Source organism: Agromyces cucurbitae (genome assembly GCF_058349945.1).
Genome location: NZ_JBYRES010000004.1, coordinates 316,766 through 328,840 on the forward strand (window position 1 = coordinate 316,766; position 12,075 = coordinate 328,840).

At 71.6% G+C, this 12,075-nt stretch carries 12 protein-coding genes; 4 read left to right on the forward strand and 8 right to left on the reverse strand.

Features of this window, described 5'->3' with window-relative positions:
* The first annotated feature begins 64 nt into the window (after positions 1–64).
* Positions 65–541, forward strand: coding sequence for a thioredoxin-dependent thiol peroxidase (bcp, locus tag AC3RJ6_RS16060; RefSeq protein ID WP_491428106.1), 477 nt, complete (start codon positions 65–67; stop codon positions 539–541).
* Positions 542–595: 54 nt separating this feature from the next.
* On the opposite strand, the gene AC3RJ6_RS16065 is transcribed toward bcp, so the two are convergent.
* Positions 596–1,084, reverse strand: a complete 489-nt coding sequence (locus tag AC3RJ6_RS16065) for a hypothetical protein (protein WP_491428108.1) — start codon at positions 1,082–1,084, stop codon at positions 596–598.
* A 197-nt stretch (positions 1,085–1,281) separates the two neighbouring features.
* Between AC3RJ6_RS16065 and AC3RJ6_RS16070 the strand changes: the two genes are divergently transcribed.
* A complete protein-coding gene (locus AC3RJ6_RS16070) occupies positions 1,282–1,530 on the forward strand; it encodes a WhiB family transcriptional regulator (RefSeq protein ID WP_055859573.1) in 249 nt (82 codons plus the stop codon).
* A 54-nt stretch (positions 1,531–1,584) separates the two neighbouring features.
* Here the strand turns inward: AC3RJ6_RS16070 and AC3RJ6_RS16075 are convergent, their stop codons facing one another.
* The 3 genes from AC3RJ6_RS16075 to AC3RJ6_RS16085 all read right to left on the reverse strand — a co-directional run bounded on the left by AC3RJ6_RS16075 (position 1,585) and on the right by AC3RJ6_RS16085 (position 5,093).
* Positions 1,585–3,078: a sensor histidine kinase gene (locus tag AC3RJ6_RS16075; RefSeq protein WP_491428109.1), complete on the reverse strand. Its 1,494-nt coding sequence runs from the start codon at positions 3,076–3,078 to the stop codon at positions 1,585–1,587.
* 154 nt (positions 3,079–3,232) lie between these two features.
* Entirely contained in the window at positions 3,233–4,471 is a 1,239-nt protein-coding gene (locus AC3RJ6_RS16080; RefSeq protein ID WP_491428110.1) for a CpaE/TadZ family protein, read from the reverse strand.
* A gap of 1 nt (position 4,472) precedes the next feature.
* Entirely contained in the window at positions 4,473–5,093 is a 621-nt protein-coding gene (locus tag AC3RJ6_RS16085) for an SAF domain-containing protein (protein ID WP_491428111.1), read from the reverse strand.
* Between the two features lie 132 nt (positions 5,094–5,225).
* On the opposite strand from AC3RJ6_RS16085, the gene AC3RJ6_RS16090 reads away from it, so the two are divergent.
* Complete coding sequence (locus AC3RJ6_RS16090) at positions 5,226–5,519, forward strand: helix-turn-helix domain-containing protein (protein WP_491428112.1); 294 nt, start codon at positions 5,226–5,228, stop codon at positions 5,517–5,519.
* Positions 5,520–5,646: 127 nt separating this feature from the next.
* Here the strand turns inward: AC3RJ6_RS16090 and AC3RJ6_RS16095 are convergent, their stop codons facing one another.
* Positions 5,647–6,246 carry a hypothetical protein gene (locus AC3RJ6_RS16095; protein WP_491428113.1) on the reverse strand — a complete coding sequence of 200 codons (600 nt, stop codon included), beginning with the start codon at positions 6,244–6,246 and terminating at the stop codon, positions 5,647–5,649.
* Positions 6,247–6,427: 181 nt separating this feature from the next.
* Here AC3RJ6_RS16095 and AC3RJ6_RS16100 point away from each other — a divergent pair, with 181 nt between their 5' ends.
* A complete protein-coding gene (locus tag AC3RJ6_RS16100) occupies positions 6,428–6,877 on the forward strand; it encodes an Rv3235 family protein (RefSeq protein ID WP_491428114.1) in 450 nt (149 codons plus the stop codon).
* Between the two features lie 7 nt (positions 6,878–6,884).
* Here AC3RJ6_RS16100 and AC3RJ6_RS16105 read toward each other — a convergent pair whose 3' ends face one another.
* The 3 genes from AC3RJ6_RS16105 to hpf form a co-directional block, all read right to left on the reverse strand.
* A complete protein-coding gene (locus tag AC3RJ6_RS16105) occupies positions 6,885–8,330 on the reverse strand; it encodes a carboxylesterase/lipase family protein (RefSeq protein WP_491428115.1) in 1,446 nt (481 codons plus the stop codon).
* A gap of 7 nt (positions 8,331–8,337) precedes the next feature.
* On the reverse strand, positions 8,338–11,133 hold the full coding sequence (gene secA, locus AC3RJ6_RS16110) for a preprotein translocase subunit SecA (RefSeq protein ID WP_491428116.1): 2,796 nt from the start codon (positions 11,131–11,133) through the stop codon (positions 8,338–8,340).
* Between the two features lie 195 nt (positions 11,134–11,328).
* Positions 11,329–12,033: a ribosome hibernation-promoting factor, HPF/YfiA family gene (hpf, locus tag AC3RJ6_RS16115; protein WP_491428117.1), complete on the reverse strand. Its 705-nt coding sequence runs from the start codon at positions 12,031–12,033 to the stop codon at positions 11,329–11,331.
* Between the last annotated feature and the right edge of the window lie 42 nt (positions 12,034–12,075).

A 12,075-nucleotide genomic window follows, 5' to 3' on the forward strand; every position in this document is an offset into this window, starting at 1 on the left:
ATCCGGGACGAGCGGCGCCCGCACCGCGGCATCCCGCCGACGAAGCCTGCCTACGATGGAATGCATGACCGATGCACGACTCAGCCCCGGCGACCTCGCCCCCGACTTCACGCTCGACGACCAGAACGGCTCCCCTGTCACGCTCTCGTCGCTGCGCGGATCGAAGGTCGTCCTCTACTTCTACCCCGAGGCAATGACCCCGGGCTGCACCACCGAGGCGTGCGACTTCCGCGACAGCCTCAACTCGTTCAAGAGCGCCGGCATCCGCGTGCTGGGCGTCTCGAAGGACGAGGCCCCGAAGCTCGCCCGCTTCGCCGAGCGCGACCGCCTGAACTTCACGCTGCTCGCCGACCCCGACCTCGCCGTGCAGCAGCGGTACGGCGTCTGGGGCGAGAAGTCGCTCTACGGCAAGATCGTGGTCGGCTCGATCCGCTCGACCTTCATCATCGACGAGGCGGGCCGCATCGAGCGTGCGATGTACAACGTGAAGGCGACGGGCCACGTCGCACGCGTGCGCCGCGAGCTCGGCCTCGACGCCTGAGCACCGAACCATCCGCCTGAGCCCGGTCGCGCACGCGGCCGGGCTCTCGCGCGCTCAGGCGCCCGGCGGGGCCTCTTCGAGCGGGCGGTCCTCGGGCCGCGAGTAGGCGATGCGGACGGGCGTCCACAGCAGCAGCCCGATGACCGTGACCGCGGGCACGAGCAGCAGCCAGCCGACGTCGGGGCGCGCGAAGAGCCCCTGGAACGCTCCCACGGCGACCGAGAGCTGCAGGATCTGCCAGACGATCGCGGCCGCGCGCGACCACGGTGCACGCCGCAGCGAGGCGAGCGCGACGGCCCACACCCAGATCGCACCGACCGCGACGAGCACCGTGAGTGCGATCGCCGTCGCCATCGACGACGGCTCGAGCGAGAACAGGTCGATCACGAGCCAGCCGAGCAGGATCGTGACGAGCACCGCCTCAGCGAAGAGCACCGCGCTGACGACGATGAGGGCGCCGCGCGCGCCGCCCGCCTGCGCGACCCCGGAGGCCTCGGACCGCCGCTCGTCGGGGGCTTCGGGTCGGTCGTCGCGTCGATTCACAGGGTTATCCCATACATGGCTATTGATTCGGACTCGGGGCTATGCGACCATTTACAAGGTCGAATTGATGCTCACAGGGTGGTGAGCCGATCAGTCATGATCCTACTTCCCGAGATTCGGCTTTCCCCCTGCAGCAGCCCGAATGGGCACGCGCAATCACGCGCGTCTGCGAACGAACACCCGCAAGGAGCATCTCCATGGATTGGCGCGACAAGGCCGCCTGCCTCACCGCAGACCCGGAACTCTTCTTCCCGGTCGGCAACACCGGTCCCGCCGTCGATCAGATCGAGAAGGCCAAGGCGGTCTGCGCCCGTTGCACCGTCACCGAGATCTGCCTGCAGTATGCCCTCGAGACCGGCCAGGACTCGGGCGTCTGGGGCGGCCTGAGCGAAGACGAGCGCCGCGCCCTCAAGCGCCGCGCCGCTCGCGCCCGCCGCGCGGGCTGACCCCGCGCCGCCGCCGCGCGGTGCCGCTCGGGCACGCGCGCGGCGCAACCGCCGCTACGCCTGCGTGATCCAGCGCAGCGGCACGTCGATCGTCACCTCGGTGCCGCGACCCACGACCGTGTGCCAGTCGATCGTGCCGCCGAGTTCGCCCTGGATGAGCGTGCGCACGATCTGCGTGCCGAGACCCTCGCCGACCTTGCCCTCGGGCAGTCCGGCGCCGGTGTCGCGCACCTGCACGGTGAGCATCGTCTCGGAGCGGTTCGCGATGATCTCGACGTCGCCCTCCTGCCCGGCGAGTCCGTGCTCGACCGCGTTCGTGACGAGCTCGGTGAGCGCGAGCGCGAGCGGCGTCGCATATTCACTCGGCAGCACGCCGAACGAGCCCTGGCGCTTGGGGTGCGCCGTCGTGTTGTGCGCCGAGGCGACCTCGGCGACGAGCAGCAGCGCTCGGTCGAACACCTCGTCGAAGTCGACGTTCTGGCTGAGCCCCGTCGACAGCGTGTCGTGCACGACCGCGATGGCGCCGACGCGGCGCATCGCCTGCGTGAGCGCGTCGCGCGCCTCGTCGGAGTGCGTGCGGCGCGCCTGGATGCGCAGCAGCGAGGCGACGGTCTGCAGGTTGTTCTTGACGCGGTGGTGGATCTCCCGGATCGTCGCGTCCTTCGTGATGAGCTCCTGCTCCTGGTGGCGCAGCTCGGTCACGTCGCGGGTCAGCACGATCGCGCCGATGCGTTCCCCGCGGCGGCGGATCGGGATCGCCCGCAGCGACACCGTCACGCCGCGCGACTCGACGTCGGTGCGCCACGGCGCACGGCCCGTCACGACGAGCGGCAGCGACTCGTCGACGACGAGTTTGCCGCCGAGGAGGCCCGTGGTCACCTCGGCGAGCGACTCGCCCTCGAGCTCGTCGTCGAAGCCCATGCGGTTGAAGGCCGAGAGCGCGTTCGGGCTCGCGAAGGTCGTCACGCCGTCGACGTCGAGCCGGATGAGCCCGTCGGAGGCGCGGGGAGCCCCCCGACGCGGGCCCGTGGGCGCGCCGAGGTCGGGGAAGTCGCCCGACGCGATCATCTGGAAGAGCTCTTCGGCGCACTCGTTGAAGGTCAGCTCCTGCCGGCTCGGCGTGCGGGTGGCACCGAGGTTGGTGTGCCTCGTGATCACGGCGACGGGCTCGGGCGCGAGGGCGGTGCCGCTCTCGGTGAGGCGCCGCATGACGGGCACGGCCCGCACCCGGGTCGGCATCTCCTCGTACCAGTCGGGAGCCGACGAGTCGGCGATCGTCGCCGTCGAGAACGCCGCGGTCACCAGGTCGCGCCACTGCGGCTTGATCTCCTGGCCGACGAAGTCGCGGTAGAACAGGGTCGCCGCGCTCGACGGGCGCGAGTGCGCGACGGCGACGAAGCCGTCGTCGCCCGAGGGCACCCAGAGCACGATGTCGGCGAAGGCGAGATCGGCGAGCAGCTGCAGGTCGCCGACGAGCATGTGCAGCCAGTCGACGTCGGCCTGACTGCTGCGGCCCTGGGCGAGGACGAGATCACTGAGGGTCGACACAGACCCAGCGTAGTGCGCCGACGCCGCGCCGCCACGCAGCCCGCGGGTACGACGAATCGGTCGCCGTGCGGTCGAACGCGTGCCCGACCGAGCTGTCGACCGGCCGGGCGGGCCGCCCGAGCATGGCGCGGGGCGGTTCTGCGCCGTCGCCGCCTCAGGCCTCCGCGCGGCGGAGCACCGGCAGCGCGAACCCTCGGCGGCGGGGCACGGATTCGGGAAGGATCGCGCGCAGGACGTAGTCGCGGAGCGCTGCGCGGAGCGGTGCACGGCCTGCGGCATCCCGGAGGGTGCGCGCGCCGAGGATGGCGGCGTCGGCGGCGCGGCCGTCGTGCGGCAGCAGGGCGGCGGCCTCGATGCCCGCGAAGCGCTGCAGCGTCTGGCGCACCTGCGCGTGGGCGTCGATGCCGAGCGCGCTCTGGCGGACCCGATTCACGATCACGTCGATGCGCTCGGGGTCGACGAGCGTCGCGAGGTCGGCGTGCCCGCGCAGCAGCCGCGAGAGGCCGACCGGGTCGGCGAGCCCCACCGCGACGACGCGATCGGCCGACTCGAGCGCGGCGAACGTCGCCGCGTTGCGCCTCGGGGCGAACTGGTCGCTCGTGAGTTCCTCGTCGCGCTCGAGGTTGAACCCCGTGTCGATCACGAGGTACTCGAACCGGGCGCGCATCGACTCCAGCGCCGACGTGACCCGGTCGTGCGCGAGCTCGGGCCACCGGTTCGGCCCGACGAGGCCCGAGAAGACGTCGAACGACGCTCGCGGCGAGCTGTAGCGCTGGGCGATCCGCTCGAGCTCGGCGCGATCGAGCGAACCGGCGCCCGCGAGCCTGCACGCCGCGGCGAAGCCCGGCGTCTCGTCGAGCAGGCCGAGCGCCGGGGCGACCGCGCCGCCGTACGGGTCGGCATCGATGAGCGCGACGCGGTGCCCGGCCGCGGCGAGCTCGGCCGCGACGTTGACGGCGAGGGTCGTGCGGCCCGGCGCACCGGCCGGCCCCCACACGGCGATCACGGCCGCCTCCGGCCGGATCGGCGGTTCAGTGTCGAGCCGCGACGGCAGCACCGCGACGCCCGCGACGAGCGCCTCGATCTCGGCCCAGCCGGCGCCGCGGCCGGCGATCTCGTGCACGCCCAGGGCGGCCGCGGTGGCGCGTTCGGCGTCGTCGCCCGCGACGGCGACGAGGCGGATGCCGCGCTGGTCGCACGCGCTCAGGAGCTCGGCGCTCAGCGTGCCGCGCCCGGCGCCGACCACGACGACCTCGGGCGCGAGCACGTCGAGACTGTCGACGAGGTCGCGCCAGCCGACGAGCCGGGCGACGACCGTGTGGCCGTGCTCGACGAGGTCGGCGAGGAGACGGTCTTCGGTCGCAGCGTCGAGTGCGAGCGCGATCCGCGCCATCTCAGTCGCCCGCCCCGGCCGAGACGAGGTCGATCGCGTCGCCGGTCGCGAGCGCTTCGAGGACGGCGGCGACGCGGTCGCTCGGCACGAGCACCTCGACCGAGGCCCCGCTCGACGACACCATGCCCTCGTCCTCGACGACGGCGGCGATCTCGGCATCGGCGACGAGCACCTTGGGCGCTTCGAAGCCGCCCCGCTCGGTCGCTCGCGCAGCCCAGAGGTCGACCCGCGAGCCGGCCGCGAGCCCGCTTGCGAGCGCGCCCCGGCTCGGCACCACGACGACCGAGAGGCCGGTGTCGTCGGACTCGCCGACGGCGGACGCCGGCACGAGCTCGCCCTCGTGAACGGTGCCGGTGACGACGAGACCGTCGGCGGTCGCGTCGACGCGGAGGTAGCCCGCCTCGGCCGCACCCAGCCGTACCGACGCGACGTCGAGTCGATCGAGCTCGAGCGGGGTGCCCGGCGTGAGGGTCTCGCGCGCCACGTACACGTCGACGGAGTCGTCGAGCCCGTCGACGAGCGCCCACACGCCGATCGTCGACCCGGCGACGAGCACGATGCCGATGAGCAGCCTCGGATCGAGTCGGACGGCGCCGCGTTCGCGTCGGTTTCGACCGGTCATGGGTCTCGTCTCCTCTCGTGGGCGCGTGCACGCCGGACTCCATCGTCGCCCGATCCGCGACGGACGTCCCGAAGTTATCCACAGCGGCCCCGGTGCTGCCCGGCGCCGTCGCGACGGGTCGATAATCGAGACATGACCCCTCCAGGTTCGGGCGGCGAGATCGGCCGCTTCCTCACCATCGCCGACGCGGCCGAGATCCTCGCCGTCGACGTGGCGGCGGTCGACGCGCTCATCCGCAGCGGCGAGCTCCCCGCGATCCGCGTGGGCAGCTCGGGCCCGTGGCGCATCGAGCGCTCGCAGCTCGAGGTGTGGATCGAACTGCAGTACGAAGAGACGCGCGTCGACGTCGCGTGGAACGAGGGCGAGTACGCGAACATCACCGAGCTCTCGGGGGTGCGCACGGGCCCCATCCGACCGGTCGACTGACGCTTCCGACCGACGATCGCCTCCGCGCTCGTCCCTCCGCGCCCCGCCGGGCCGCGCACCCCGGGGCCGGCGGTTCGGCGGCGTCGGGTCGTGCGACCGCGCGAGTGCGCTCGCCCCGCCCTCGACCTCAGCCGAAGCGAACGAGCAGCAGGCGCGCCAGCGGCACGATCCGATAGCCGTGCACCTCGTGCTCACGACGGGGCGTGCCCGCGTCGTGCAGGGCGAGGTCGAGGTGATCGCGGGCCACGCGGTCGATCGTGCCGTGGGCGATGCCGTCGACCGTCGTCAGCTGCACGGGCGTCCGGCGGCGCGAGAGGTCGCGCAGCACGAACGGCAGCCCGATCCGTTCGGCCAGGCGCACGGAGGCCTCGGGAACGGCGGCGAGGCTCGGCTCGAGCTGCTCGCGGCCCGGCAGGATCGCCGCGATCGCCGCGAACGGCACCACGACCTGCTCGGGCCGGCGTCCGTGGTGCCGGGTCTCGGCGCTCAGCCAGTCGCGGCCGAAGGCGAGCGGGCGCACGCCGATGAGTCCCCCGCCCTGCAGCTCGATGCGCACGACCGACTCGGTCGCCGAATCCCCCGACCGGGCGAGTGCCGCGAGGCGGTCGCGCAGGGTGAGCCGGCCCAGGCGCAGCCGCTCCTCTTCGAGCTCGAGGGCGCGCTGCTCGTCGAGCTGCTCGCGATCGAGCTGCCCTTCGAGGTCGGCGAACAGCTGATCCCAGCGCATACCGGCGACGGTACCCCAACCGATCCGGGACGGCCGGAGTTGTCCACAACCGGAGAATTCCCTTGACACCTTCGGCAGGCGTGCTTACATTCGCTTCAGGAATCTCCGATACCCCCCGTGCGGGGGTGATTCCCGTCGCGATGCTGCGAGGCTCGCGACCGCCAGCCCTACTGGAGCGAAGATGACCGTACGCGATGCCGCCGCCCGAACGACGGCAGTGCAGGGCGCTGCCGCCCGCCACCTCGACGACGAAGACGAGTATTTCGCGCGACAGCCCGCGCGGCGCGACGAACTCCCCGATCCCGAGCAGCTGTTGCGCAATCTCACGCATTGCGTGATCGAGTCGCTCGCCGGGGCGCGCGACCTCGAGCAGCTGGCGCGGTGGGTCACCGACGACGTCTACCGCAACCTGTCGAAGCGGGTCGTGCTGGCCGCCCGGGCGCGCCGCGTGAAGGGCCAGTCGGCGCAGCGCCCCGCCTTCTCGGTCGGCCGCGTGCACCTCTGCGAGCCCGCCGACGGAGTCGTCGAGGCGGTCGTGATGGTGCACCAGCGCGCACGATCGCGTGCGGTGGCGATCCGCCTCGAGGGGCTCGACCAGCGCTGGCGCGCGAGCGCCATCGGCGTGCTCTAGCCCGCCGTCAGTCCCACGACGCGCGTTCGTCCTCGCGCGGCGCGAACACGGTGCGGGTGTCCGCGTCGAACGTACGCACCGGCCGTTCGCGACTCCACGGCTCCCAGCCGGGGTCGCCGGCGCGGCAGAACTCGACCCATGCTCCGTGCATCTCCGCCGCGAGCGACGTCGGGGCCTCTCCCCCGGTCAGGGCGAGCGCATCGCGGGCGTCGAGCCGATCGAACACCGCGGGCAGCTCCATGCAGTGCGCCGCGCCGAGGCCCAGCCTCGGGCTCCGCCAGGCGAACTCGTACACCCACGTCGCGGCGCCCCGGCCGAGTCGTGCGTCGGCCAGCCGGTTGATCGGCAGGCGCAGCAGCAGGTCGGTGGCGAGCACGCCGAAGAGCTCGCCCCGACCGATGCCGGGCCGGTTGTCACGATAGCGGCGCATCGTGCGAGAACGGATCCGGAACGCCATCCGCGCGGCCAGGAGATGGCTGCGACCGATCCGATCGACGAGCCCGGTGGGCTCGAGCCACAATCGCGCCTCTTCCGCCGTGCAGCCGATGAGCATCGGTACGGCGTCGGCCGCACCGTCGTCGAGCGCGCGTTCGGGGTCGGGCAGCCCCTCGCCGATCGCGAGCGCGAAGCCCGGCCCGCCCGTCACCGGCGTGGTGCCCGCGGTCACGCGCTGCTGGGCCGCGATGAGGTCGTCGGGTGCGACGGCCGAGAACGCATCGCGAGTCGGCGCGATGCCGAGGTCCTTCGCGATCAGGCGTGTGATGCGCGCGGCTTTCTCGCGCGGCCGGGCGGCGAGCGGCCCGCTCTGCAGGACTGCGCGATCGACGAGGCCGGATGCCTCGGGGTGGGCGAGTGCCGCGGCGATGAGCGACGCGCCCGCCGACTGCCCGGCGACGGTCACGCGGGCGGGGTCGCCGCCGAACGCGGCGATCTCGCGCCGCACCCAGCGGAGCGCGGCGATGACGTCGAGGAGGCCGAGGTTCTGCGGTGCACCATCGAGCACCGAGAATCCCTCCGACCCGAGTCGGTAGTTCACCGCGACGAAGACCACTCCGTCTCGGGCGAACGGCGTGCCGTCGTAGCTGTCGAGGGCGTTCGCCCCGCGCGAGAGCGCGCCGCCGTGCACCCACACCATCACGGGCAGCAGCGGGCGGTACCCGGAGCCGGGGTCGTCGTCGGGGGCCCAGACGTTGAGGTTGAGGATCTCGTCGCCGGGCACCTCGACCGTCGGCAGCACCTGCTCGAGGCCGCCGCCGTAGGGCGCCTGAGGTGCCGTCGGACCCGGCGCCGAGGCATCCCGCTCACCCGCCCAGCCCTCGTGCGGAGCCGGAGCGGCGAACCGACGCGCGCCGAACGGGGCGGCGGCGTAGGGCACGCCGAGGAAGCGCGCGACCCCGCCCGAGCGGGTGCCGCGCAGCCTCCCCGTCGAGACGACCGCGACCGGATCGGTCATGCCGTGCTCAGCGGCCCTTGCGCTCCTGCGCGCGGCGCTCGGCGCGGTTCTGCGGCGCTTCGCCGTCCGCACGCTGGCCGAACGCACCGCGCTCGCCGCCCTCGACGGCCTGCTGCGGCGCCTGGCTCTCGGCCACCGCACGACGGGCGCGCTGGGTCGCCGCCTGCTGGACCTGGCCGCGCTGGTTGCGCACCTCGACGCCGCCCGAGTCGCTCGGGGCCGTGTAGCTGAGCTTGTCGTCGGGCGTCGACGACCGCGTGAGACCCTTCGCCTCGATCGTCGTCGCCTCGCCGGCGCCGGCCTGCGGAGCGACCTCGACCTCGAGGTTGAACAGGAAGCCGACCGTCTCTTCGCGAATGGACCCCATCATCTGCTGGAACATCGCGTAGCCCTCGCGCTGGTACTCGACCAGCGGGTCGCGCTGCGCCATGGCGCGCAGGCCGATGCCGTCCTTCAGGTAGTCCATCTCGTAGAGGTGGTCGCGCCAGCGGCGGTCGATCACCGACAGCACGACGCGGCGCTCGAGCTCGCGCATCGCGGGGCTGCCGAGCTGCTGCTCGCGGCGCTGGTAGGCGAGCTTGGCGTCGGAGACGATCTCGCGGCGCACGAACTCGCGGTTCACGCGGCCCTTCTCGCCGGCCTCGGCCACCACCTCGTCGATCGTGATGCCGATCGGGTACAGGGTCTTGAGCTCGGCCCAGAGCGCGTCGAAGTCCCACTCGTCGGGGTTGCCCTCGGCGGTGTGCTGGTCGAGCACCTCGTCGATCACGTCGTCGAGGAACTTCTGGGTGCGCTCGTGCAGGTCGTCGCCCTCGAGGATGTGACGGCGGTCGGAGTAGATCGCCTCGCGCTGGCGGTTCAGCACGTCGTCGTACTTGAGCACGTTCTTGCGGATCTCGGCATTGCGGGCCTCGACCTGCGACTGCGCCGACCGGATCGCCCGGGTGACGACCTTCGACTCGATCGCGACGTCGTCGGGCACGCCGCGCGACATGAGGCTCTCGGCGGCACCCGCGTTGAACAGGCGCATGAGGTCGTCGGTGAGCGACAGGTAGAAGCGGCTCTCACCCGGGTCGCCCTGACGGCCGGAGCGACCGCGCAGCTGGTTGTCGATGCGGCGCGACTCGTGGCGCTCGGTGCCGAGCACGTAGAGGCCGCCGGCGGCGAGCACCTTCTCGCCCTCGACCGAGACCTCGGACTTGACGGCCTCGAACACCTCGTCCCATGCGGCCTCGTACTCGTCGGGCGTCTCGGCCGGCGAGAGCCCGCGCTCGTGGAGCTGCTGCACCGCGATGAACTCGGCGTTGCCGCCGAGCATGATGTCGGTACCGCGGCCGGCCATGTTCGTCGCGACGGTCACGGCGCCGTAGCGGCCGGCCTGGGCGACGATCGCCGCCTCGCGAGCGTGGTTCTTCGCGTTCAGCACCTCGTGGCGCACGCCCTTCTTCGCGAGCAGGCGCGACAGGTATTCGCTCTTCTCGACGCTCGTCGTGCCGACGAGGACGGGCTGGCCCTTCTTGTGGCGCTCGACGATGTCTTCGACGACCTGGGCGAACTTCGCCTCCTCGTTCTTGTACACGAGGTCGGGCTGGTCGATGCGCTGCATCGGCTTGTTCGTCGGGATCGGAACGACGCCGAGCTTGTAGGTCGACATGAACTCGGCCGCCTCGGTCTCGGCGGTACCGGTCATGCCCGACAGCTTGTCGTAGAGGCGGAAGTAGTTCTGCAGCGTGACGGTCGCGAGGGTCTGATTCTCGGCCTTGACCTGCACGCCCTCCTTCGCCTCGATCGCCTGGTGGATGCCCTCGTTGTAGCGGCGGCCCACGAGGATGCGGCCGGTGTGCTCGTCGACGATGAGCACCTCGCCGTTCATCACGACGTAGTCCTTGTCACGCTTGAACAGGGCGTTGGCCTTGATCGAGTTGTTGAGGAACGAGATGAGCGGGGTGTTCGCCGACTCGTAGAGGTTGTCGATGCCCAGATAGTCTTCGACCTTCTCGATGCCGGGCTCGAGCACGCCGACCGTGCGCTTCTTCTCGTCGACCTCGTAGTCCTCGCCGGCGACCAGGCGGTTCGCCAGGCGCGCGAACTCGGCGAACCAGCGGTTCGCCTCGCCCGAGGCGGGGCCCGAGATGATGAGCGGCGTGCGCGCCTCGTCGATGAGGATCGAGTCGACCTCGTCGACGATCGCGAAGTGATGGCCGCGCTGCACCATGTCGGACGCCTGCCACGCCATGTTGTCGCGCAGGTAGTCGAAGCCGAACTCGTTGTTCGTGCCGTAGGTGACGTCGGCCGCGTACTGCTCGCGGCGCACCTGCGGGGTCTGGCCGGCCACGATGCATCCGGTCGTCATGCCGAGGGCGCGGAAGACGCGGCCCATGAGCTCGGACTGGTACGAGGCGAGGAAGTCGTTGACCGTGACGATGTGCACGCCGCGGCTCGTGAGCGCGTTGAGGTACGCGGCCGTCGTCGCGACGAGGGTCTTGCCCTCACCGGTCTTCATCTCGGCGATGTTGCCGAGGTGAAGGGCTGCGCCGCCCATGAGCTGCACGTCGAAGTGACGGAGGCCGAGCGTGCGGCGGCTCGCCTCGCGCACGGCGGCGAACGCCTCGGGCAGCAGGTCGTCGAGCGACTCGCCGTTCGCGTAGCGCTCGCGCAGCTCGACCGTCTCGTGCTTCAGCTCGTCGTCGCTGAGGGCCTTGAAGCCGTCTTCGAGGGCGTTGACCGCCGACGCGTAGTTCTCGAGCCGCTTGAGGGTTCGGCCCTCGCCGACACGGAGGACCTTTTCAAGAATCGAAGCCACGAATGTTCTCTCTCCCGTACTTCATGGGCGCTGCCTGCATGGGGCTGCGTCACCGGGCGTGGCCTCGGGTGGCCTCGGCGCCCACGACCGCCTCTGCAGCGGCCATCATAGCCATGCTAGTGGGCTGCAACCTGAGCGACCCCGCCGTCGCATCATCGGATGCGGCGGCGGGGTCGCCGGTCGGGACGGATCGGATCAGGATGCCACGGGCTCCCGTCCGTTGGTCACGGGGGTGTCGATCGCACCCTCGCCGTTCTCGTCGAGGCCGATGACGCCGTAGTCCCAGCCCTTGCGGCGGTACACCACGCTCGGCCGGTTCGTCTCCGAGTCCATGAAGAGGTAGAAGTCGTGGCCCACGAGCTCCATGAAGTAGAGCGCCTCGTCGACCGTCATGGGCGTCGACGCGAACACCTTGCGCCGGATCACGACCGGCGTGTAGACCTCGTCGTCGCCCATCTCGTCGGTCGTCTCGACGACCGGGATGCTGCCCGTGCGCACCTGCTCGAGCACGTCGACGCCCGCGGCCTGCACGCCGACCCCGGAGAAGCCGTCTTCGGCCGCCTCGCGGAGCGAGGTATGCCGGTGGTTGCCGCCTCGATGCACCTTGCGGCGATCCTTCGCGCGGCGGATGCGTTCGAGCAGTCGGCCCAGTGCGACGTCGAACGCCGCGTACTTGTCGGTGCCGTCGGCCTCGGCCCGCACGACGGGGCCCTTGCCGAAGAGGGTGAGCTCGACCCGATCGAGTCCGGGGTTGCCGTTCTTCTCGTTGTGGCGGCTGAGCTTCACGTCGAGGGAGATGGCCCGGTCGGTCAGGTGCGTGACCTTCTCGGACTTCTCCGTCGCATAGGCGCGGAAACGGTCCGTGATCCCCAGGTTTCGTCCGACGATGTTCAGTTCCATGACGACCTCCGTTCACCGGCGTGTCACCCGGTTCTGAAGGGT

What these genes read in the sequence shown, in the direction of transcription:
- AC3RJ6_RS16070 (WP_055859573.1), top strand. Translation starts at nt 1,282, where the DNA reads ATGGATTGGCGCGACAAGGCCGCCTGCCTCACCGCAGACCCGGAACTC.
- AC3RJ6_RS16095 (WP_491428113.1), bottom strand. Translation starts at nt 6,246, where the DNA reads ATGCGCTGGGATCAGCTGTTCGCCGACCTCGAAGGGCAGCTCGATCGC.
- AC3RJ6_RS16085 (WP_491428111.1), bottom strand. Translation starts at nt 5,093, where the DNA reads ATGACCGGTCGAAACCGACGCGAACGCGGCGCCGTCCGACTCGATCCG.
- AC3RJ6_RS16100 (WP_491428114.1), top strand. Translation starts at nt 6,428, where the DNA reads ATGACCGTACGCGATGCCGCCGCCCGAACGACGGCAGTGCAGGGCGCT.
- AC3RJ6_RS16080 (WP_491428110.1), bottom strand. Translation starts at nt 4,471, where the DNA reads ATGGCGCGGATCGCGCTCGCACTCGACGCTGCGACCGAAGACCGTCTC.
- AC3RJ6_RS16105 (WP_491428115.1), bottom strand. Translation starts at nt 8,330, where the DNA reads ATGACCGATCCGGTCGCGGTCGTCTCGACGGGGAGGCTGCGCGGCACC.
- hpf (WP_491428117.1), bottom strand. Translation starts at nt 12,033, where the DNA reads ATGGAACTGAACATCGTCGGACGAAACCTGGGGATCACGGACCGTTTC.
- bcp (WP_491428106.1), top strand. Translation starts at nt 65, where the DNA reads ATGACCGATGCACGACTCAGCCCCGGCGACCTCGCCCCCGACTTCACG.
- AC3RJ6_RS16090 (WP_491428112.1), top strand. Translation starts at nt 5,226, where the DNA reads ATGACCCCTCCAGGTTCGGGCGGCGAGATCGGCCGCTTCCTCACCATC.